This is a genomic window from Variovorax paradoxus (genome assembly GCF_024734665.1).
Lineage (GTDB): Bacteria > Pseudomonadota > Gammaproteobacteria > Burkholderiales > Burkholderiaceae_C > Variovorax.
The window spans coordinates 838,316-858,773 of sequence record NZ_CP102931.1 but is presented as its reverse complement, the minus strand read 5'-3'; the positions used below and the strand labels follow the sequence as shown (position 1 = coordinate 858,773).

General features: G+C 65.5%; 18 protein-coding genes and 4 tRNA genes. 7 read left to right on the top strand and 15 right to left on the bottom strand.

What is annotated here, in order from left to right; all coding sequences use genetic code 11:
• Window positions 1–39 precede the first annotated feature (39 nt).
• The 7 genes from NWF24_RS04070 to NWF24_RS04040 form a co-directional block, all read right to left on the bottom strand.
• Window positions 40–1,539, bottom strand: a complete 1,500-nt coding sequence (locus NWF24_RS04070; RefSeq protein WP_258353091.1) for a diguanylate cyclase domain-containing protein — start codon at window positions 1,537–1,539, stop codon at window positions 40–42.
• 344 nt (window positions 1,540–1,883) lie between these two features.
• A tRNA-Ser gene (locus tag NWF24_RS04065) sits at window positions 1,884–1,971 on the bottom strand.
• Window positions 1,972–2,003: 32 nt separating this feature from the next.
• Complete coding sequence (hemW, locus tag NWF24_RS04060; protein ID WP_258353090.1) at window positions 2,004–3,266, bottom strand: radical SAM family heme chaperone HemW; 1,263 nt, start codon at window positions 3,264–3,266, stop codon at window positions 2,004–2,006.
• Entirely contained in the window at window positions 3,266–3,865 is a 600-nt protein-coding gene (locus NWF24_RS04055) for a non-canonical purine NTP pyrophosphatase (RefSeq protein ID WP_258353089.1), read from the bottom strand. Before NWF24_RS04055 ends, hemW begins: the two co-directional genes overlap by 1 nt.
• A 53-nt stretch (window positions 3,866–3,918) precedes the next feature.
• On the bottom strand, window positions 3,919–4,653 hold the full coding sequence (rph, locus tag NWF24_RS04050; protein WP_258353088.1) for a ribonuclease PH: 735 nt from the start codon (window positions 4,651–4,653) through the stop codon (window positions 3,919–3,921).
• A 38-nt stretch (window positions 4,654–4,691) separates the two neighbouring features.
• The gene (locus NWF24_RS04045; protein ID WP_093059685.1) at window positions 4,692–5,600 is read right to left on the bottom strand and encodes a PP2C family protein-serine/threonine phosphatase; all 909 of its coding nucleotides are present in this window, start codon (window positions 5,598–5,600) and stop codon (window positions 4,692–4,694) included.
• A 4-nt stretch (window positions 5,601–5,604) separates the two neighbouring features.
• Entirely contained in the window at window positions 5,605–6,612 is a 1,008-nt protein-coding gene (locus NWF24_RS04040; RefSeq protein WP_042673779.1) for a serine/threonine protein kinase, read from the bottom strand.
• Window positions 6,613–6,703: 91 nt separating this feature from the next.
• Here NWF24_RS04040 and NWF24_RS04035 point away from each other — a divergent pair, with 91 nt between their 5' ends.
• The 4 genes from NWF24_RS04035 to NWF24_RS04020 all read left to right on the top strand — a co-directional run bounded on the left by NWF24_RS04035 (window position 6,704) and on the right by NWF24_RS04020 (window position 10,855).
• Window positions 6,704–7,627 (top strand): YicC/YloC family endoribonuclease, encoded by a 924-nt coding sequence (locus tag NWF24_RS04035; RefSeq protein WP_258353087.1) that lies wholly within the window; start codon window positions 6,704–6,706, stop codon window positions 7,625–7,627.
• A gap of 14 nt (window positions 7,628–7,641) precedes the next feature.
• Window positions 7,642–8,262: a guanylate kinase gene (gmk, locus tag NWF24_RS04030; RefSeq protein ID WP_093059689.1), complete on the top strand. Its 621-nt coding sequence runs from the start codon at window positions 7,642–7,644 to the stop codon at window positions 8,260–8,262.
• A 40-nt stretch (window positions 8,263–8,302) separates the two neighbouring features.
• Window positions 8,303–8,506 carry a DNA-directed RNA polymerase subunit omega gene (rpoZ, locus tag NWF24_RS04025; protein ID WP_007835875.1) on the top strand — a complete coding sequence of 68 codons (204 nt, stop codon included), beginning with the start codon at window positions 8,303–8,305 and terminating at the stop codon, window positions 8,504–8,506.
• Between the two features lie 93 nt (window positions 8,507–8,599).
• Window positions 8,600–10,855, top strand: a complete 2,256-nt coding sequence (locus NWF24_RS04020) for a RelA/SpoT family protein (RefSeq protein ID WP_093081838.1) — start codon at window positions 8,600–8,602, stop codon at window positions 10,853–10,855.
• Window positions 10,856–10,862: 7 nt separating this feature from the next.
• Here NWF24_RS04020 and greB read toward each other — a convergent pair whose 3' ends face one another.
• The 5 genes from greB to hrcA all read right to left on the bottom strand — a co-directional run bounded on the left by greB (window position 10,863) and on the right by hrcA (window position 12,944).
• The gene (gene greB / locus NWF24_RS04015; RefSeq protein ID WP_258353086.1) at window positions 10,863–11,438 is read right to left on the bottom strand and encodes a transcription elongation factor GreB; all 576 of its coding nucleotides are present in this window, start codon (window positions 11,436–11,438) and stop codon (window positions 10,863–10,865) included.
• A gap of 57 nt (window positions 11,439–11,495) precedes the next feature.
• Window positions 11,496–11,572 (bottom strand) — tRNA-Arg (locus NWF24_RS04010).
• A 117-nt stretch (window positions 11,573–11,689) separates the two neighbouring features.
• Window positions 11,690–11,766 (bottom strand) — tRNA-Arg (locus NWF24_RS04005).
• A 62-nt stretch (window positions 11,767–11,828) separates the two neighbouring features.
• A tRNA-Ile gene (locus NWF24_RS04000) sits at window positions 11,829–11,905 on the bottom strand.
• A gap of 31 nt (window positions 11,906–11,936) precedes the next feature.
• Entirely contained in the window at window positions 11,937–12,944 is a 1,008-nt protein-coding gene (gene hrcA, locus NWF24_RS03995) for a heat-inducible transcriptional repressor HrcA (RefSeq protein ID WP_093059694.1), read from the bottom strand.
• Window positions 12,945–12,975: 31 nt separating this feature from the next.
• Between hrcA and NWF24_RS03990 the strand changes: the two genes are divergently transcribed.
• Genes NWF24_RS03990 through rapZ form a run of 3 tightly spaced genes read left to right on the top strand, consistent with a single transcriptional unit; the run spans window position 12,976 to window position 16,446 of the window.
• Complete coding sequence (locus NWF24_RS03990; RefSeq protein WP_093059696.1) at window positions 12,976–13,887, top strand: NAD kinase; 912 nt, start codon at window positions 12,976–12,978, stop codon at window positions 13,885–13,887.
• Between the two features lies 1 nt (window position 13,888).
• Window positions 13,889–15,571, top strand: a complete 1,683-nt coding sequence (recN, locus tag NWF24_RS03985) for a DNA repair protein RecN (protein ID WP_258353085.1) — start codon at window positions 13,889–13,891, stop codon at window positions 15,569–15,571.
• Window positions 15,568–16,446 (top strand): RNase adapter RapZ, encoded by an 879-nt coding sequence (gene rapZ, locus NWF24_RS03980; RefSeq protein WP_258353084.1) that lies wholly within the window; start codon window positions 15,568–15,570, stop codon window positions 16,444–16,446. The genes recN and rapZ overlap by 4 nt, the downstream gene beginning before the upstream one ends.
• Window positions 16,447–16,453: 7 nt before the next feature.
• Here rapZ and mutY read toward each other — a convergent pair whose 3' ends face one another.
• The 3 genes from mutY to mutM form a co-directional block, all read right to left on the bottom strand.
• The gene (gene mutY / locus NWF24_RS03975) at window positions 16,454–17,488 is read right to left on the bottom strand and encodes an A/G-specific adenine glycosylase (protein WP_258355233.1); all 1,035 of its coding nucleotides are present in this window, start codon (window positions 17,486–17,488) and stop codon (window positions 16,454–16,456) included.
• A 34-nt stretch (window positions 17,489–17,522) separates the two neighbouring features.
• Complete coding sequence (locus NWF24_RS03970) at window positions 17,523–19,484, bottom strand: dynamin family protein (RefSeq protein WP_258353083.1); 1,962 nt, start codon at window positions 19,482–19,484, stop codon at window positions 17,523–17,525.
• A gap of 112 nt (window positions 19,485–19,596) precedes the next feature.
• The gene (mutM, locus tag NWF24_RS03965) at window positions 19,597–20,409 is read right to left on the bottom strand and encodes a bifunctional DNA-formamidopyrimidine glycosylase/DNA-(apurinic or apyrimidinic site) lyase (RefSeq protein ID WP_258353082.1); all 813 of its coding nucleotides are present in this window, start codon (window positions 20,407–20,409) and stop codon (window positions 19,597–19,599) included.
• Window positions 20,410–20,458 lie beyond the last annotated feature (49 nt).

Genomic DNA, 20,458 nt, shown 5'->3' with positions numbered 1-20,458 from the left:
CACCGGCGCGCCAGCCGGTGGCTTACAAATACTCAGCACTCAACTCGCCGACCTGTTGCGCCCAGACTCTTTGGCTTCGTAGAGCGCGCGATCGGCAGCTTCGATAAGCCGACGCTCGACGCCGTCCGCATGGATTCCTTGAAAGCTCGAGGCCCCGGCGCTACATGTGACACGTCCGTGAGGACTCGCGCGGTGCGGAATATTCAAGGCATGGATGCGCGCTACCAGCAGGTCAGCGACGTCTTTGGCGCCCTGCAGATCAGTGCGAGGCAGAATCACAACCAGTTCCTCCCCTCCATAGCGCGCGACCAGGTCTCCCGGACGGCGAGCGCAATGCTGCAGTTCCGCGGCAACGGTCTGTAGACACTTATCGCCCGCCAAGTGGCCGTAGGTATCATTGAAGTGCTTGAAATAATCCAGATCAATGAGAACCAAGGCAAGAGAGGCTCCTTCTCGTGCGGCTCGCCGGCATTCCAAGCTCAAGGTCTCATCGAAGCCACGACGATTGGCCACCCCGGTGAGCTGATCCTGGGTCGCAAGCAGTTCGAGTTGGCCGTTGGCTTTCAAAAGCTCTTCACGCGCAGCCATCAATGAAGCCTCTGCACTGACGCGATGCTGAATGTTGATGATCAAACGCCGGCCCACCATTGCCATGGTCGCGAGCAAAACGCCAACCACGCTGAGCGTCAGAAGTGACTGGCGCCGCCACGCTCGCAACGCCTCGCTCTGGCCGAGTGCAACAGTAGTTACCACCGGGTAGCGATCGCTTTTGCGGAAGGCATAGATTCGCGGAATTCCGTCGAGGCTCGAGCGGAAGGACGCAGTGCCCGATGCAACATCGGCATAGTGACGAAGGAAGTTCGGCGACTTGGAGAAGTCTCGGCCCACGTCCTGTTCACGGTATGGATAACGCACCAACAACTGCCCGCTGGTGGTCGCCAAGCTAATCGCGCCGCTACTACCGATGTCGATCGATCCAAAGGGTTGCAGGAAACTCTCGACGGCAAGCGTGACGGCCACCACGCCGGTGAATTTCCCATCGGGATCTTCAAGGCGCCGACTGATAGTAATCACCCATTCTCCGGAAGACCGGCTCTTTATGGGCGGGCCGATGAAAAAATCCCGCGAAGGACTGTTCCGATGGTGCAGAAAATAAGCGCGCTCGGCACTGCTGTTGCCGGAGGGTCCACCCGTCCTGGATTGCAGGATCGAATCGCCCTGAGCATCAAGGATGGAGATGCCACTGAGTTGGTCCAGCAACTGTTCTTGACCTCTGACCAACGACTGTATGCGTCGCAGGCTCTCCGGCTCGCGACCTTCCGCCTCGAGCCGCTCGGACAGGCCGAGCAACAGGACTGCGCTTTGGGTGAAGACACCGTCAGCATAGATGTTCAGCGCCTTGGCCAGGTTGAGGTTGCCGACGTCGATCTCGGCCAGCGCATGCTTTCGAGTCGACCAGATCTGCCAAGCGGTTGCCGCTGACACGGAAAGCACAACGGCAAGCAGTAGGAATCTCGCAAGACCAACGTCACGCTTCACCTACGGCTCCCTCGATCAAGACTGTTCTCATCACTGACTCTCAGCGCCCCCCGCGGCTCTTCAATCGTGTAACGCAATATCCACGAGCGTGACCCGTCGATGATTTGGAGATACAGGCCAGGGATGCCGCCCACGTTGTGATCGCCCTCTTCGCGCAGGCGCCCTACCTCCATTGCAGACAGTTCACGAGATCGCTTCGGCATCGCTTCCTGCCGGCCATACCACCGGCCATCCCAAAAGCGCTTTCACGGCATGTTAAGGCTGCTTGAGGCGGCAGAGTATAGGCATTGCCCAATGAAAAACGCGCCTTGCGGCGCGTTCTGGTGTGTTGAAAATACTCGTCTTGGCGGAGAGTGTGAGATTCGAACTCACGGACGCTTTCACGTCGGCAGTTTTCAAGACTGCTGGTTTAAACCACTCACCCAACTCTCCGGAACCGTGGATTTTATGCCGACGGCGCTGCCCTACTCTTCATCGGGCAGGAACATCGCCTGCAGATCGCTCAGAAAATCCAGTCCGCGCTCGGTCGGCCACACGCGAAACAGGTCGCGTGCCACGAGCCCCTTGCGCTCTGCTTCTTCAAGACCACGCTGGATCGACGTCATCGCCAGCCCCGTGCGTTCGCTGAATTGCGGCAGCGTGAAGCCCGTCTTCAGCCTCAGCGCATTGAGCATGAACTCGAACGGCAGATCGGCCAGCGCCACTTCGTCGCTCTGCGACACCGCGGCCCCCGCGCGCGCGTTCTCCATGTACAGGCGCGGCTCGCGAAAGCGCACCTGCCGGACGATGCGGTGCGCAAAGCTCAGCTTGCTGTGCGCGCCGGCGCCAATGCCAAGGTAGTCGCCGAACTGCCAGTAGTTGAGGTTGTGCGCGCACTGGTGCCCCTCGCGCGCATAGGCCGACACCTCGTAGCGCGACATGCCACTGGCGCTGGTGCGCTCGGTGATGCGGTCGAGCATGGCGTAGGCAATGTCGTCTTCGGGCAGCGTGGGCGGGAACTTGGCGAACCAGGTGTTGGGTTCGATGGTCAGGTGGTACACCGAGATGTGCGGCGGCGCGAGCGCCAGTGCCTGCGACAGGTCGGCGTCGAGGCCTTCCAGGGTCTGGCCCGGCAGCGCGTACATCAGGTCGAGGTTGAAGGTGTCGAAGGTGCTCGCGGCCTCTTCCAGGGCTGCGATGGCCTGCGCACGGTCGTGCACGCGGCCCAGCGCCTTCAGGTGCTCGTCGTTGAAGCTCTGCACGCCCACCGAAAGGCGCGTGACGCCAGCCGAGCGGTACGCGCGGAAGCGGTTGCGCTCGAAGGTGCCGGGGTTGGCTTCGAGCGTGATCTCGCAGTCGGGCGTGAGCTTGAGGCGCGCACGCACGTCGCCCAGCAAGCGGTCGATGGCTTGCGGCGAGAACAGGCTGGGCGTGCCGCCGCCGATGAAGATGGTGTGGACGGTGCGGCCCCAGATGAGTGGCAATGCAGCGTCGAGGTCGGCCACCAGCGCGTCGATGTACGCCGCCTCGGGAATGCCGTCGATCTCGGCCTCGCTCGCCGCGCGCCATTCGTGCGAGTTGAAGTCGCAGTATGGGCATTTGCGCAGGCACCACGGCAGGTGGATGTAGAGCGACAGCGGCGGCAGCGCGCTGAGTTGCAGCGGACCGGACCGCATCCAGTGCAGCACGTCGTTGGCCTGCGGCGCGCCCGTGGGCTGCGCCGGCAGGATCGGGAAGGTGGTGGCCATTACAGCCAGCGCTCGCGCATCAACGCCAGCATGGCCTGCGCCGCGCGGCCGCGGTGGCTGTTGGCGTTCTTCACTTCGGGCGGCAACTGGGCAAAGGTCTTGCCGAAGGCCGGCAGGTACATGACGGGGTCGAAGCCGAAGCCGTTGTCGCCAACGGGTGCGGGCGCGATCTCGCCGACCACGCGGCCGACGGCGATGAGCGGCTCGGGGTCGTCGTGGCTGCGCAGCGCGACCAGCGTGCTCACGAGCGCGGCGCGGCGGTTGGCCACGCCGTCGAGCTGTTCGAGCAGCGCCTTCACGTTGTTGGCGTCGCCCTTGGTGTAGCCGAACTGCGTGGCGTAGAAGGCGGTGTCGACGCCCGGCAGGCCGCCGAAGGCATCGACGCACAGGCCCGCGTCGTCGGCCATGGCCGGCAGGCCGGTGGCGGCGCTGGCGTGGCGCGCCTTGGTCAGTGCGTTCTCGACGAAGGTGCGGAAGGGTTCTTCAGCCTCGCCCACGCCCAGTGCCGACTGCGGCACCAGGGTGACGGACAGCTCGGCAAACAGCTGCTGGAGTTCGGCGAGCTTGCCTGCGTTGTTAGAAGCCAGAACCAGTTTCATAAAAAGTCAAAAGTGGCTGTGGCGCCCGTTCGGCGAGCGCCAGTAGCTGTTGGTCAGTTCGATGGCAGCAGCGCCTGCTGTTGCAGGGTCACGAGCTCGCCGATGCCCTTCTCGGCCAGGCCGAGCAGGATGTTCATTTCTTCGCGCGTGAAGGCCACGCCTTCGGCCGTGCCCTGCACTTCGACGAAATGGCCGGCGCCGGTCATGACGACGTTCATGTCGGTGTCGCAGGCGGAGTCTTCGGTGTATTCGAGGTCGAGCAGCGGCGTGCCTTCGACGATGCCCACCGAAATGGCAGCCACGTGACCCTTGATGGGCGAGGCCTTGAGGGTGCCGGCGGCCAGCAACTTGTTGACGGCGTCCTGCGCGGCGACGAAGGCGCCGGTGATGGCCGCGGTGCGCGTGCCGCCGTCTGCCTGCAGCACGTCGCAGTCGAGGTGGATGGTGCGTTCGCCGAGGGCGGCGAGGTCGAACACGGCGCGCATCGAGCGGCCGATGAGGCGCTGGATTTCCTGCGTGCGGCCGGTCTGCTTGCCCTTGGCCGCCTCTCGGCTGCTGCGGGTGTGCGTGGCGCGCGGCAGCATGCCGTATTCGGCGGTGACCCAGCCTTCGCCGCTGCCCTTCTTGTGCGGCGGCACCTTCTCTTCGACCGAGGCGGTGCACAGCACGCGCGTCTGGCCGAACTCGATCAGCACCGAGCCTTCGGCGTGGATGGTGAAGCCGCGGGTGATGCGCACCGGGCGCAGCTGGTCGGCGGCGCGGCCGCCGCTTCGTGTGAAAGCAGTCATTTGTTGGAGAACAGAAAAGAAAGAGAAAAGCCGCGCGCTCAGGTCTTGCGTGCAGCGGAACGGCGAATGGCTTCGTTGATTTCGGCGATGGAGCGCTCGATGGCGTCTTCGTCGAGGTCGTCGATTTCGTTGTCCGACGGCATGCCGGCCTGGATGGTCGAGGCGAACACGCCGTCTTCGATGGTTTCGGTAGACACGCCGCTGCGATCGTCGCCCGTGCTGTCGGGCATTTCCCATTCGAGCGCGATCAGCGTGACGTTGTCGCTGTGGGCACCGCCCTTGCGCAGGGCCATCTCGGCGAGATCGGGGGCGGCGTCGGACACGGGCTTGTCGGACGAGAGGGTGTGCACGATCAGTTCGTCGTCGAGCACGCCCCAGACGCCGTCGGAGCACAGCATGATGCGGTCGCCGCGCTGCAGCTGCAGCGGCGCCGAGACGTCGAACAGCGGCGTGGTCGGCGAGCCGAGGCAGGTCAGCAGCAGATTGCGGTTGACGGGCATGTCGGAGCCGTGCGGCTTGGGGCGTTCGGCGTGCGAGTGGTCGCGCGTGCGCACCAGCAGGCGGCCGTCGCGCACGACGTACAGGCGCGAATCGCCGCAGTGCATCCACGTCGCGGTTGTGCCCTGGAGCACGGCCGCGACGACGGTGGTGCGCGGCGTGTCGAGCATGGCCTTGTGGCTCGCGTAACGCATGATCTGCTGATGCGCGGCCATGGCCGACTCGGCCAGGAAGGCCTTGGCGTCCTTCACGACGGGGCGCGCCTCGCGCTGGTAGAGCGCGGCAATGGTCTGCAGCGCCAGCTGCGCCGCAACCTCGCCTTCCGGGTGGCCGCCCATGCCGTCGGCCAGCACGAACAGGCTCGATTCCCGCGTGTAGCAATAGCCCATGCGGTCTTCGTTCTTGAGACGTCCGCCCTTGCGGCTGACCTGGAAGACGGAGAATTTCATGATGTCATGCAGGGCGCGTGGTGGGCGCAGCAGCCTTGGGCAGACTCTTCTTGTCGAAAGAGCGGATGTTGTCGATTGACAGGCGCACTTTCTCGCCCACCGTGAGCTTGGTGTAGCGGCGCTCGCCTTCGCGGCTGAGCTCCTTCTGCAGCGCGAAGACCGATTGCGGGCGCGACAGCGGGTCGAGCGACATGCACCACTCGACCACCTCGATCAGGTTGTCGGAGTACACGCCCCGCAGGCGCGACAGCGACAGGCTGAGCCGGTCTTTCTCGATGCGCCGCGGCGCGTCATTGGGCGGATAACCCTGCATGCAGGCGTAGATGCATGCGCCGATGGCGTAGATGTCGGTCCACGGGCCCATCGACGAGTCGCGCCGGTACATCTCGGGGGCCGCAAAGCCGGGGGTGTACATCGGGCGGATGAAGATGCCTTCCTTGCTGAGCACTTCGCGCGCGGCGCCGAAGTCGATCAGCACGGCGCGGTCGTCGTCGGTGACGAAGATGTTGGCCGGCTTGATGTCCAGGTGCAGCATCTTGTACTGGTGGACGATGCGCAGGCCGCGCAGGATCTCGTCGAACAGCGAACGGATGGTCGACTCGCGAAACACTTTTTGCTTCTTCAGGTCGCGCGCCGTGACCACGAAATCCTGCAGGGTCGCGCCCTCCAGGTAGTTCATGACCATGTAGACGGTTTCGTTCTCGCGGAAGAAATTGAGCACGCTGACCACCGAGGCGTGCGAGATCTGCGCGAGCGAGCGGCCCTCTTCGAAGAAGCTCTTGAGCCCCAGCCGGTAGAGGGACAGCTTCTCCGGCGGCACCTGCGGCGCGAGCTCGCCAGGCCCCCGCGTGGCAAGCGAGGACGGCAGATATTCCTTGATGGCCACCTGCTGTCCGCTGGGGTCGATGGCGAGATAGACGACACCGAACCCACCTGCGGAAAGCCGGCGTACAACGCGGTAACCACCAATGACCGTATCGGGCAACAGGGGCGTAGGCTTGACCTTTGACATAATCCGGGAGTTTCGCCCGAAGGCGATGGTGCGGCAAGCGAACGCCGTGCCGACGCCTCGGTGCATGCAAGCAAAACCACAGTGAGGCGCAATGCCAGTTTACAGCATGACCGGCTACGCCAGCGGCCAGAACGGGTCCGCAGGCAGCCACTCCGAAGCCGAGGCACGGCCTGCCGCCGCGGGTCGGCTCGGGGTAGAAATCCGCTCGGTCAACAGCCGCTTCCTCGATCTCACCTTCAAATTGCCGGAGGAGCTGCGCCAGCATGAAACCGCGCTGCGCGAGCTGCTCACGGGCAAGCTCAAGCGCGGCAAGGTCGAAGTGCGGGCCGCCATCGAGAATACGGCCCAGGCCGGTGTGGTCGAGCCCTCCGTCAAGCTGCTCCAGCGGCTCAACGGGGTGCAGGACAGCATCAAGGCCTGGCTGCCAAGTGCCCGCGACCTGAGCGTGGCCGACGTGCTGCGTCTGGCCGGCGGCGACAGCGCCGCCCGCGGCGACTGGGCCCCCGACCTGCTCGATGTCGCCGGCAAGGCGCTCGAAGGCCTGATGTCGGCCCGCCAGCGCGAAGGCGCGCGGCTGGCCAAGATGCTCGAAGCCCACCTGGGCCAGCTGCGCACCCTGGTGCTGCAGGCCGGTCCGCTGGTGCCGCAGCTGGTCGAACAGCAGCGCACCCGCTTCCTGGAGCGCTGGCAGGAGGCCATGGGCCTGACCGCCGGCACGGGCGGTACGCTGCCCGAAGCCGCCCAGGACCGCGCGCTGACCGAAGCCACCGCCTTTGCGATCCGCATCGACGTGGCCGAGGAGCTCACCCGGCTGAACTCGCACCTCGACGAGATCGAGCGACTGCTCAAGAAGGGCGGAGAAATCGGCAAGCGCCTCGACTTCCTGATCCAGGAGCTGCACCGCGAGGCCAACACCCTGGGCTCGAAGTCGGCGGCGCTGGAGCTCACGCGCATCGGCGTGGACATGAAGGTCCTGATCGAGCAGATGCGCGAGCAGGTGCAGAACATCGAATGACGACGAGCGAAAGAATGGATTACCCCGGCAATATCTTCGTGGTGGCCGCGCCCAGCGGGGCCGGCAAATCGAGCCTGGTCAAGGCGCTCATGGAACTCGATTCGGCCGTGCAGCCCTCGGTTTCGCACACGACCCGGTCGCCGCGCGGGCAGGAAAAGCACGGCCGCGAGTACTTTTTTGCCTCGCCCACGGAGTTCGACGCCCTGATCGCGGCGGACGGCTTCGTGGAATGGGCCCATGTGCACGGGCACCGGTACGGCACCTCCAAGAGGGCCATCGAGGAGCGGATCGCCCAGGGGGCCGACGTCATCCTCGAAATCGACTTCCAGGGCGCGCTGCAGATCCGCAAGACCTTTGCCAACGCGGTCATGATCTTCATCCTGCCGCCCAGCTGGGAAGAACTGCGCTCCCGCCTCGAACGGCGCGGCGAAGACAGCGCCTCGGTCATCGAATTGCGCCTGAAGAACGCCGCCGAAGAGATGGCCAGGGCGGGGGAATTCGACTTCGTTATAATCAACGAGTTATTTGAGCGCGCGCTTTTCGATCTCAAGGCGATCGTCCACGCTCAGCGGCTCCGGTATTCCGCACAGCGCCGTGCACGTGCCGACACATTCGCCGCACTGAACATCCCCTGATATCCGAGTTCATCCGCTCACAGACAGAAAGATTCTCATCATGGCCCGCATCACCGTCGAAGACTGTCTCGTCAATATCCCGAACCGTTTCCAGCTCGTCCTGGCCGCCACGTACCGTGCGCGCATGCTGAGCCAGGGCCATGCCCCGAAGATCGAGAGCAAGAACAAGCCCGCCGTGACCGCCCTGCGCGAAATCGCCGAAGGCAAGATCGGCCTCGAAATGCTCAAGAAGGTGCCGGGCTGATCTGACGCAGCCCTGCAACGAAAAGGCACCGCAAAGCGGTGCTTTTTTTATGCCTGAACGCGTCCATACAGCGGTCACGCTAAAGTGGTAGCCATGAGCGCGGTAGCCAAATCTCAGTCCCATGCCCCCAAGGGCACGCCGAAGCCGAGTCCGGCTGCGCTGAACGCGGCCGCCGCAAGCTTTGCCGCACTGACCGCGCGTCTCGACTACCTGAGCCCTGAAGACACCGAGCTGGTCCGCCGCGCCTACCGCTTCGCCGACGAGGCCCACCTCGGACAGCTGCGCAACAGCGGCGAGCCGTACATCACCCACCCCATCGCCGTGGCGGCGCAATGCGCCGAGTGGAAGCTCGATGCGCAGGCGCTGATGGCGGCCCTGCTCCACGACGCCATCGAAGACTGCGGCGTCACAAAGCCCGAACTCATCGAGCGCTTTGGCGCCCCAGTGGCCGAACTGGTCGACGGGCTGACCAAGCTCGACAAGCTGCAGTTCAACACCCGCGAAGAAAACCAGGCCGAGTCGTTCCGCAAGATGCTGCTGGCCATGGCGCGCGACGTGCGCGTGATCCTGGTCAAGCTGGCGGACCGCACGCACAACATGCGTACGCTGGCCGATGCGCCGCGTGAAAAGTGGGGCCGCATCTCGCGCGAAACGCTGGAGATCTACGCGCCCATCGCGCATCGCCTCGGGCTGAACCAGACCTACCGCGAGTTGCAGGAGCTGTCCTTCCGGCATCTGAAACCGTGGCGCTATGCCACGCTGTCGAAGGCCGTGGCCAAGGCGCGCGGCCGACGTCGCGACCTGATCCAGAAGGTGCAGCGCGAGGTCGAAACCGCCTTTGCCGCAGCCAACATGACGCTGCGCATTGCGGGGCGCGAGAAAACGCTCTATTCGATCTACCGCAAGATGGAAGAAAAGCACCTGAGCTTCGCCCAGGTGACCGACATCTACGGCTTCCGCCTGATCGTGCCGAACGTGATCGCCTGCTACACCGGCCTGGGCATCCTGCACCAGATGTACAAGCCCCTGCCGGGCAAGTTCAAGGACCACATCGCGATCGCCAAGCTCAACGGCTACCAGTCGCTGCACACCACGCTCGTCGGCCCGGCCGGCGTGAGCGTCGAGTTCCAGCTTCGGACCGAGGCGATGCATGTGGTGGCCGAGTCGGGCGTGGCTGCACACTGGCTGTACAAGGCGGCCGAGCCGAACGCGGCCAGCAACGATCGACTGGGCACCAAGTGGCTGCAATCGCTGCTCGACATCCAGGACGAAACACGCGACGCCGCCGAGTTCTGGGACCACGTCAAGGTCGACCTGTTTCCGGACGCGGTCTATGTGTTCACGCCCAAGAGCCAGATCATGGCGCTGCCCCGCGGCGCCACGGTGGTCGACTTTGCCTACGCCATTCACAGCAACATCGGCGACCACACCTCGGCCGCGCGCATCAACGGCGACCAGGTGCCGCTGCGCACCGAGCTCAAGAACGGCGATGTGGTCGAGGTGATCACCGCGCCGGTGTCGACGCCCAACCCGGCCTGGCTGGGCTTCGTGCGAACCGGCCGGGCGCGTTCCAAGATCCGCCACTATCTGAAGACCCTGGCGCACGCCGAGTCCGAAGGCCTGGGCGAAAAGCTGCTCGCGCAGGCGCTGCGCGCCGAAGGCCTGAGCAAGCTGCCCGAGGAAGACGAGGAACATCAGGCGCTGTGGGAGAAGCTGCTGCGCTTCACCGGCAACCGCACCCGCTCCGAACTGCTGACCGACATCGGCCTGGGCAAGCGCATTGCCAGCATCGTCGCGAAACGACTGGTCGCAATGCTCTCCGAGCTGGGCGAACGGCCCGACGCGCTGCTGTTGAGCCGCGAGCGCTTCATCTCGCACGAAACTGTGTCGCAGGGCGCGGTCACACTGGACGGCAGCGAGAACTCGTCAGTGCGCTTTGCACTGTGCTGCCGGCCGATTCCTGGCGACCAGATCGTCGGCTACCTCGGCCATGGCGAAGGCCTGGTGGTGCACACGGAAGACTGCGGCGTCGGCCAGCGGTTGCGCCACAAAGACAGCGAACGCTTCTTCGCCGTCGAATGGGCAGATGAACCCACACGAGCCTTCGAGACCGGAGTGGTCATCACCGTACGCAACGACAAGGGCGTGCTGGCGCGGGTCGCGGCCACGCTGGCCGATGCGGAAGCAGACATCACGCATGTGGAAATGGCCGACGAAACCCCGCAGGATTCGACCGACCTGCGCTTCGTGATCGCCGTGCGCGACCGCACGCACCTGGATGCGGTGTTGCGCGCGGCCCGACGTACCGCGTCGGTGCTGACCGCATCGAGGACGGTTCCCGCCCCCTGAAGTTCCGTTACGTCGCGACTGGGCGCGGCTCCGGATAGCTCACCGACAGAATCTCGACCTCGTGCGCCCCACCCGGCGTGACGAGCTTCACCACGTCGCCTTCGCGCGACTTGAGCAATGCCCGGGCAATCGGCGAAATCCAGCTGACCTGCGACTTCGCGCTCTCCGCTTCGTCAATGCCGAGGATCGTGACGCTGCGCTCGTCGCCCGTCTCGTCGGCATAGCGAACGGTGGCACCGAAGAAGATCTGATCACGACCGTGGTGCACCGAGGGATCGGTGACCTCCGCGATTTCGAGGCGCTTGGTGAGAAAACGGATACGGCGATCGATCTCGCGCAGGCGCTTCTTGCCGTAGAGATAGTCGCCATTCTCGGAGCGGTCACCATTCTTGGCTGCCCAATGCACGGTTTCGACGATCTTCGGCCGCTCCTCGTCCATCAGCTGCAGCAGCTCGTCGCGCAGGCGCGCGTAGCCTTCGGGGGTGATGTAGTTCTTGCTGCCTGCGGGCAACGGAGGCAACGCGCCATCGGCGCCGTCGTCATCCCCGTCAGAGTCTGTTTCCTTGGTGAATGCCTTGCTCAAAGCAGAATCCTCCAAATGAAAAAAGCCCGCAACTTTCGTTGCGAGCTTTTCTTGTAATGGTGCGGCTGGCAGGAATTGAACCCACGACCCCTTGGTTCGTAGCCAAGTACTCTATCCAACTGAGCTACAGCCGCACAGCTTGCAATTATAGCCCGCTTTCTTCGACCCTTTCTGCATTTGCCCGGCCGAATCCATGCGAAGGCGCAAAAGAAAAATGCCCGGAAGATGAATCTTCCGGGCATTTCTGGAGATGGTGCGGCTGGCAGGAATTGAACCCACGACCCCTTGGTTCGTAGCCAAGTACTCTATCCAACTGAGCTACAGCCGCTGAGCCTTCGATTATAGCCTGTTCTGAGGCTCGTTCCGAAAACGGGCAAAAACAAGAAGCGGTGGTAGGCCGTGATGGGCTTGAACCATCGACCAACGGATTATGAGTCCGCTGCTCTAACCAACTGAGCTAACGGCCCACGCGGCCCGATTCTATTCGCGCCGCGGCGCCTACTTGCGATGGCTCAGCGCATTGCTCACCAGGCGCGATGTGATGTCGACGATCTGGATCATGCGTTCGTAGGGCATGCGCGTCGGCCCGATCACGCCCAGCGTGCCCACGACCTGTCCATCGACCTCGTAGTTGGCACTGACGATGGAGAGCTCTTCGAAGGGCACCACCTGGCTCTCCCCGCCGATGAAGATGCGCACCCCTTCGGCCTTGCTCGACACGTCGAGCAGGCGCATCAATTGGGCCTTCTGCTCGAAGAGCTCGAAGGCCCGGCGCAGTTGCCCCATGTCGCTGGAGAAATCACTCACCGCCAGCAGGTTGCGCTCGCCCGAGATCACGACGTCGTCTTCCTGCGCCTCGTTCAGCACTTCGGAACTGACCTGCACCGCCGCCTGCATCAACGCGGCGATCTCGCCACGCAGCTTTTCGACCTCGGACTGGAGGCGATCGCGCACCTGCTCGATGGTCAGGCCCGCATAGTGCGCGTTGATGTAGTTCGAGGCCTCGACCAGCTGCGACTGCGAATAGTCGGCCTCCGGAAAGATCACCCTGTTCTGCACGTCGCCATCGGGCGAGACGATGATCACCAGCAGGCGCCGGTCGGAGAGCTTCAGGAACTCGATCTGCTTGAACACCGAAGCGCGCCGCGGCGCCATCACCACGCCAACGAACTGCGACAGGTTCGACAGCAGATGCGCCGCATTGGCGATCACTTTCTGCGGCTGGTCGGGCGCGAGGCTCGGCGTGCTCATCTGTTCGCGCTGCGCGGTCAGCATGGTGTCGACGAAGAGGCGGTAGCCACGGTGCGTCGGAATGCGGCCGGCCGAGGTGTGCGGGCTGGCAATCAGCCCCAGCGCCTCGAGGTCGGACATGACGTTGCGGATGGTCGCCGGCGACAGATCGAGCCCCGAGGAACGCGACAGCGTGCGCGAGCCGACGGGTTGCCCGTCGGCGATGTAGCGCTCGACGAGCGTCTTGAGCAGCAACTTGGCACGGTCGTCCAGCATTGCAAGATTTTAGTGTTGTAATTTGTGAGATATGACCTCTCGCTTTCGTCACGTCGCCCTGATCGGCAAATACCAGGCTTCCGGCGCCCGGGCGCAGGCGGACTCGCGCGACGGCGTCATGGAAGGCATTGGCGCCTTCCTCGAATCGCAAGGCTGCACGGTGTTCGTCGAGCGCTCGACCTGCGAGGAAGACGATGACGGCGCCCCTGCCCATCCACGCTACGAAGCCCTGAGCGTCGAGGAAATCGGCCAGCGCTGCGACCTCGGCCTGGTAGTCGGCGGCGACGGCACCATGCTCGGCATCGGCCGGCAGCTCGCCAGCTATGGCATCCCGCTGATCGGCATCAACCGCGGCCGGCTCGGCTTCATCACCGACATCCCGCTCGACAACTACCAGGCCACGCTGATCCCGATGCTGGCCGGCGAGTACGAGGAAGACCACCGCAGCCTGATGCATGCGCAGGTCGTGCGCGATGGCGCCTCGGTGTTCGACGCGCTCGCCATGAACGACGTGGTCGTCAATCGCGGCGCCACCTCCGGCATGGTCGAGTTGCGCGTATCGGTGGGCCGCCATTTCGTGGCCAATCAGCGCGCCGACGGCCTGATCATCGCCACGCCCACAGGCTCGACGGCCTACGCTCTCTCGGCCGGCGGGCCGCTCCTGCATCCGGCCGTGCCGGGCTGGGTGCTGGTGCCGATCGCGCCGCACACGCTCTCGAATCGCCCGGTGTTGCTGCCCGATGCCGACGAGATCGTGATCGAGCTGGTGGGCGGACGCGACGCCAGCGCCAATTTCGACATGCAGTCGCTGGCCTCGCTCGCCATCGGCGACCGCGTGGTGGTGCGCCGCTCCGACTTTCGAGTGCGCTTCCTGCACCCGCGCGGCTGGAGCTATTTCGACACCTTGCGCAAGAAACTTCATTGGAACGAAGGGGGCTCCTGAAATGGCGCTGCGACGCATCGCACTGCGCGACTTCGTGATCGTGCGATCACTCGAACTCGACCTGTCCGGCGGCTTCACGGTATTGACCGGCGAAACCGGCGCGGGCAAATCCATCCTGATCGACGCGCTGCAACTGGCGCTGGGCAATCGCGCCGACGCCGGTGCGGTGCGCGAAGGCGCCGAGCGGCTCGACGTGAGCGCCGAATTCGACGCCGACCCGGCCCTGGACACATGGCTCGACGAAGGCGGCTTCGAAGCCGGCGACGCGCTGCTGCTGCGCCGCACCGTCGATCTGCAGGGCCGCAGCCGCGGCTGGATCAATGGCAGCCCGGCCACGGCCACGCAGCTGCGCGAGCTTGGCGACCGCCTGCTCGACATCCACGGCCAGCACGCCTGGCAAAGCCTGACGCGGCCCGAGGCCGTGCGCGGCCTGCTCGACGCCTATGCAGGCGTGCGCACCGATGCGCTCGACGCCGCGTGGCAAAGCTGGCGGCAGGCGCTTTCCGCGCTCGAACACGCGCGCTCGGCGCAAGACTCGCTGCAGCGCGAACGCGAGCGGCTGCAATGGCAGATCTCCGAAGTCGCCAAGCTCGCACCGGGCGTCGACGAGTGGGAAGAGCTGTCGACCAACCACTCGCGCATCTCCAACGCGCAGGCCCTGATCGACGCGGCCCAGGGCGCCAGCCAGGCACTGGAAGACGACGACAACGGCGCCCTCCCCGCGCTTACGCGCGCGCTCACGCTGCTGCAGAACTGCGAGCACATCGAGCCCGAGTTCCGCGCGCTGGGCGAGGTGCTCGCCTCGTGCGTGGCCCAGGCCTCCGACGCTGCCCACACGCTGCACGGCTACCTGCGCGACGCCGACACCGATCCGCAAACCCTGGCCGAGCTGGACGAGCGCATGGGCCTTTGGATGTCGCTCGCGCGCCGCTACAAGCGCCCGCCCGCCGAACTGCCGGCGCTGCTGGCCGGCTGGCAGGCCGAGCTGCAGGCGCTGGATGCACAAAGCGATCTCGAAGGCCTTGAGCGCGCCGAGCAAAACGCACAACAGGCCTACATGAAGGAAGCCAAGGCGCTCGGCAAGGTCCGCAAGCAGGCTGCGCCGCGCCTCGCCCAGGCTGTCACCGATGCGATGCAAGGCCTAGGCATGCAGGGCGGGCGCTTCGATGTCGAACTGCAGCCGCTGGCGCAGCCCAGCCGCGCCGGCCTCGAAGACGTGGCCTTTCTCGTGGCCGGCCATACCGGCAGTACGCCGCGCGCCATCGGCAAGGTGGCTTCGGGCGGCGAACTGTCGCGCATTGCGCTGGCCATTGCCGTCACCACCAGCCAGCTCGGCGCCGCACAGACCCTGATCTTCGATGAGGTCGATGCCGGCGTCGGCGGCGCGGTCGCAGATACCGTCGGCCGCCTCATGAAGCAGCTCGGCCGCGACCGCCAGGTGCTCGCCGTGACGCATCTGCCCCAGGTGGCCGCCTGCGCCGACCATCACCTCGTGGTGGCCAAGCGCCAGACGGCAGCAGCCGGCAAGGACGGCCCGCGCACCGAGAGCGGCGTGTCGCGCCTCGACGACGACAACCGCGCCAAGGAAATCGCCCGCATGCTGGGCGGCGAGAAGGTCTCGCAGACTTCGCTCGCGCACGCACGCGAAATGCTCGGCCACAAGACCTCGGTGACCGCGCCATGAACCTCGACCTCGTGCTCATCACGGGCATGTCGGGCTCAGGCAAGTCGGTGGCCCTGCATGCGCTGGAAGACGCGGGCTACTACTGCGTCGACAACCTGCCGCCCGAACTGCTGACGTCCTTCATCGCGTTGCAGCACGAACAGCAGACGCCGCGCGTGGCCATTGCCATGGACGTGCGCAGCGGCGTCTCGCTGCCCATCGTTCCGCAGCAGCTCGAAGCGCTGCGGCGTGACGGCGGGATCTCGCTGCGTTCGCTGTTCCTCGACGCGACCACCGACGCCCTGCTGCGCCGCTACTCAGAAACCCGCCGCCGCCACCCACTCTCGCGCCAGGAAGGCCGCGCCGACGTGCCCGAGCAGCACCGCGTGCTGATGCAGGCCATCGAGCTCGAACGCGAATTGCTGGCCGACCTGCGCGACGGCGCCGACGTGATCGACACCAGCCTGATCCGGCCGGCGCAGCTGCAGAGCTACATCAAGTCGCTGATCTCCGCGCCGCAGAGTGCGTTGACGCTGGTGTTCGAATCGTTCGCCTTCAAGCGCGGCGTGCCGCTCGATGCGGACTACGTGTTCGACGTGCGCATGCTGCCAAACCCGCACTACGTGCCCGCGCTGCGCCCGCTCACGGGCCGCGACGAGCCGGTGATCGAATGGCTGCGCGAGCACGACGACGTGGCCCGCATGTACAACGACATCGAACAGTTCCTCACGCATTGGCTCGATGCACTGGCGCGCGACCATCGCAGCTATGTGACGGTGGCCATCGGGTGCACGGGCGGGCAGCACCGTTCGGTGTTCCTGGTCGAGCAGCTGGCACGGTCGTTCGGTGCACGCTGGGGTGCACTCAAGCGACACCGCGAGCTCGACGCGAGCTGACCGACAACTAGGCCTCGCTGCTCTCCAGCAGCTTGCGCATCGGCGCCGGCAGGCCCAGCCGGCCCCACTCCTCGGCCTCGACCCAGCGCGCGCCATCGCCTTGCGGCTGGCTGCCCTGAAGCTGCACCGGATGCAGGTGAAGGTCCTTGTGGGTCAGCACATGCACGAAGGCCGGCAGGTCCTGCACGCCGCGTCGCGCGGCCATCGGCAGTGCAGCCAGAAGATCTTCGCGGCTGTCGAACACGGGCAGGCAATAGAGCCCGGCCCAGATGCCCTTCGACGGCCGCTTCTCCAGCCACACACGGCCTTGCGCGTCGCGCGCCAGCAGCAGCCAGAGCGACTGGGCACTGCGCTTGAGCTTGCGGGTCTTGACGGGGTAGCGCTCCGGCGCGCCTTCCCGCAGGGCCGCGCAGGTCTTGTTGACCGGGCAGATCATGCAGCTCGGCTTGCGCGGCAGGCACACCGTGGCGCCCAGGTCCATCACGCCTTGCGTGTAGCTCGCGATGGCTTCCTTCTGCTCTGCCGGCGGCAGCAATTGCGTTGCCAGATCCCACAGCGCACGCTCCTGCGCCGTCGAAGACATGTCGCCCGCAAAGCCGAGAACGCGCGTCAGCACGCGCTTCACGTTGCCGTCGAGGATCGCCACGCGCTCGCCGAAGCAGAAGGCGGCAATGGCGGCCGAGGTCGAGCGGCCGATGCCGGACAAGGTGACGAGCTCGGCGGCAGTGCGCGGAAGCTCGCCGCCGAAGCGCGCGACGACTTCCTGCGCGCAGCGGTGCATGTTGCGCGCGCGGCTGTAGTAGCCCAGCCCGCTCCAGAGCCCGAATACCTCGTCCTCGGTGCCGGCGGCCAGCGCCTTCACGTCGGGAAAGCGTTCGAGAAAGCGCGCGAAGTAACCGAGCACCGTCGACACCTGCGTCTGCTGGAGCATCACCTCCGACAGCCAAACGCGGTACGGGTCGCGGGTGTTCTGCCAAGGCAACTGGCTGCGCCCGTGGCTGCGCTGCCAGCTCACGATCTGCGCAGCGAAATCCGGGGGCAATTGCAAGCCAGCAACCGCCGTGGAGGCGGAAGCTTCAGGCCGCACGCAGTTCGCCGACAGTGGCCGCGACCTGCGGCTTTCCGTGCTGCGCTATCAGCGAAGTGAACTCGCGCAGCTGCACATGAAGCTCGGCGAGATTGCTCTCTTGCGCAGCCAGTTCGATCAGCCGTTCGTCGAGGTTGCCCGCCGCGCTCTGGATGCGCTCAATGGCCTCGATGCGCTTGCTGAAGTTGCGGCGGCGCTCCTTGAGCTGCGCGTCGATCTGCGCGCTCGCGCCCTTGCTCCAGCGCTCGACCTCGGTCATGGCTGCTTCGTTGACGAGCCGCAGCCGGCTGGCCAGCGCGCGAACCAGCTTGTCGCAGAAGTCGGCCTGCGCAAGCTTCAGCAGGTTGCCCACGCCCAGGTAGTGGATGTGGCTGCGCTCGATCTGCCCAAGCTCCTGCTCGAAGCCCGTCAGATCGGGCTCGGCCGGCGCCTGCAGGGTGAAGCCCTGCTCGGCATTCAACTGGCGGAAGGTGGCGTGCAGCATCGACTGGATTTCGGCCGTGGTCGCCTGCACCTCGCGCAGGTTGTTGCGCAGCGAATCGAAAGTCTCGCCGTACACCTTGCGGACGTTGAACTTGACGCCGGGCCGCTTGAGCGCGGCCGACAGCCGCACCATGTCGGCTTTCAGCGCGGTGCGGCCGAGCACGGCATACACCTCGCGCAGCAGCTTGCCCTGCACCGAGCGCAGCGCCAGGATGCGCGTGTTGCTGCCTTCGAACTCGGCATGTTCCTGGTCGATGCGCGCACGCATGTGGCGAATCACCGAGACGTTCTTGCCGCGCAGCCCCTGCAGTTCGAGCGCCTGCTCGGCCAGGTCGCGCTGGCGCACTTTCAGGATGCGTTCGGCCTCGGCGCGCAGCGCCGTCATGCCCGCGTCGACCGCGAGCCGCAGCATGGTTTCGCGCTTGCCAAGCACGCCTTCAGCCAGCAACGATTCGAGCGCCGGCAGGCGGCTGGCCTGCAGCAGCTGGCCGTCGTGCTGGATCTTGGCCTGCAGCCCTTTTTGCGCGGACACCGGCAGCACCTGCGCCAGCGGCACTTCGAGCAAACGGGCCGCGCCTTCGCGCTGGCGTTCGATCTGCTGCTCGATGTGCGAGGGCGTGCTCAGCGTGTCCCACATCGTGTCGATCTTGTTGAGCACCACGAAGCGCGTGTCGTTGCCTTCGTCCTCGGTGATCAGGTGCTCGCGCCAGATGGAAAGGTCGGAGCGCGTCACGCCGGTTTCGGCGCCCAGGATGAAGACCACGGCGTGCGCCTGCGGAATCAGGCTCACCGTGAGTTCGGGCTCGGCGCCGATCGCGTTCAGGCCCGGGGTGTCGAGAATCACCAGCCCCTGCTCCAGCAGCGGGTGCGGCATGTTCAGCACCGCATGGCGCCAGCGCGGGATTTCGACGCGGCCTTCAGCGTCCTGCACCGGGTTGTCGTCGGGGGTGTCCTCGTTCCAGAAGCCCAGCGTGCGCGCTTCATCCTTGGCGACCCAGCGCACCTCGGCCACCTTGCTCATGGCCTGCGCCAGATGCTCGGCGTTGCCGACGTCGATGGCGATCTCGGTCCAACGCATTGGCTTTTCGCGCCAATGGGCCAGCGAGTGTGGCTCCAAGCGGGTTTCGATTGGCAGCAGGCGCAGCTTGGGCGCGAGCGCGGCGTCGTAGCCCAGCTCGGTCGGACACATCGTCGTGCGGCCGGCGCTCGCGGGCATGATGCGCCGCCCGTAGCCGGCGAAGAAGATCGCGTTGATCAGCTCCGACTTGCCGCGCGAGAACTCGGCCACGAAGGCGACCATGACCTTGCTGGTGCGGATCTGCGTTTCGAGCCCGCGCAGGCGCTCCGCCACTGCCTGGTCGAGCAGCTCGTTCTCGGTCAGCCAGCGGGACAGCCACTGCAGCCGGTGGGCGAAATTGCTCCGCCACGCACCGTGCTGATCGAGTTGTTGGTTGAAGGAGCGGCTCAAGGGAAATATGTAAGAAACAATTTACAAATATAGCATCGGGAGGCGACCAACCAACGTCTCCAAATTGTTTCTCCTGAGATCCACGTCTGAATCCGGCATCTGGACCCGGCGCCTACTTCTGACAATTGGGGCAATAGTAGGTGGAGCGCTGCCCCTGGCGCAGCTGCCGGATCGGCGTTGCACAAACCCGACAGGGCTCGCCGGCACGGCCATAAACGGTCGCTTCAAGCTGGAAATAGCCATTCTGTCCGTCCACATTGGAGAAATCTCGTAGCGTGCTGCCGCCCTTCTCCACCGCCCGGGCCAGGATTTCGCGCACGGCTGCGTGAAGCCTGGCCGCCCGCGGACGACTGATGCGCGCCGCCGACAGCGTCGGCCGGATGCCAGCCTGGAACAGCGCCTCCGACGCGTAGATGTTGCCCACGCCCACCACCACGTCGCCCGCCAGCAGCACCTGCTTGACGGCGCTCTTTCGCTTCTTCAGGCCGGCGTGGAAGGCGTCGAGATCGAAGGCATCGCCCAGCGGCTCCATGCCAAGGCCGCCGAGCAACTTGATGGCCCACGGGGCGGCCTCGTCCTCCACGTAGACCACGGCGCCAAAGCGGCGCGGGTCGTTGAGCCGTAGCGTGCCTCGGTCCGTGACCAGGTCGAAATGATCGTGCGGCCCAGGCGGCGGCAATGCCGTGTCGAAACGCAGGCTGCCCGACATGCCCAGGTGCAGCAGCAGGATGCCGCGATCGAGATCGATCAGCAGGTACTTGCCGCGCCGCCGCACCTCGTGCACCTGCCGCCCGACCAGCGCCTCGGGCAGCACCATCAGGGCCCAGCGCAGAGGCTTGCCGATGCGCACTGCGTCGATGCGCGCGCCCGCAATGCGGTCGGCAAAGCCGCGACGGGTGACTTCGACTTCGGGAAGCTCAGGCATGAAAAGTAAATCTCCGGCAAATGCGGCGTTGACTAAGCCCCACGCAAGG

Coding starts and splice junctions, on each gene's coding strand:
- hemW (WP_258353090.1), bottom strand. CDS start 3,266: ATGGCCACCACCTTCCCGATCCTGCCGGCGCAGCCCACGGGCGCGCCG.
- NWF24_RS04055 (WP_258353089.1), bottom strand. CDS start 3,865: ATGAAACTGGTTCTGGCTTCTAACAACGCAGGCAAGCTCGCCGAACTC.
- rph (WP_258353088.1), bottom strand. CDS start 4,653: ATGACTGCTTTCACACGAAGCGGCGGCCGCGCCGCCGACCAGCTGCGC.
- NWF24_RS04045 (WP_093059685.1), bottom strand. CDS start 5,600: ATGAAATTCTCCGTCTTCCAGGTCAGCCGCAAGGGCGGACGTCTCAAG.
- NWF24_RS04040 (WP_042673779.1), bottom strand. CDS start 6,612: ATGTCAAAGGTCAAGCCTACGCCCCTGTTGCCCGATACGGTCATTGGT.
- NWF24_RS04035 (WP_258353087.1), top strand. CDS start 6,704: ATGCCAGTTTACAGCATGACCGGCTACGCCAGCGGCCAGAACGGGTCC.
- gmk (WP_093059689.1), top strand. CDS start 7,642: ATGGATTACCCCGGCAATATCTTCGTGGTGGCCGCGCCCAGCGGGGCC.
- rpoZ (WP_007835875.1), top strand. CDS start 8,303: ATGGCCCGCATCACCGTCGAAGACTGTCTCGTCAATATCCCGAACCGT.
- NWF24_RS04020 (WP_093081838.1), top strand. CDS start 8,600: ATGAGCGCGGTAGCCAAATCTCAGTCCCATGCCCCCAAGGGCACGCCG.
- hrcA (WP_093059694.1), bottom strand. CDS start 12,944: ATGCTGGACGACCGTGCCAAGTTGCTGCTCAAGACGCTCGTCGAGCGC.
- NWF24_RS03990 (WP_093059696.1), top strand. CDS start 12,976: ATGACCTCTCGCTTTCGTCACGTCGCCCTGATCGGCAAATACCAGGCT.
- recN (WP_258353085.1), top strand. CDS start 13,889: ATGGCGCTGCGACGCATCGCACTGCGCGACTTCGTGATCGTGCGATCA.
- rapZ (WP_258353084.1), top strand. CDS start 15,568: ATGAACCTCGACCTCGTGCTCATCACGGGCATGTCGGGCTCAGGCAAG.
- mutM (WP_258353082.1), bottom strand. CDS start 20,409: ATGCCTGAGCTTCCCGAAGTCGAAGTCACCCGTCGCGGCTTTGCCGAC.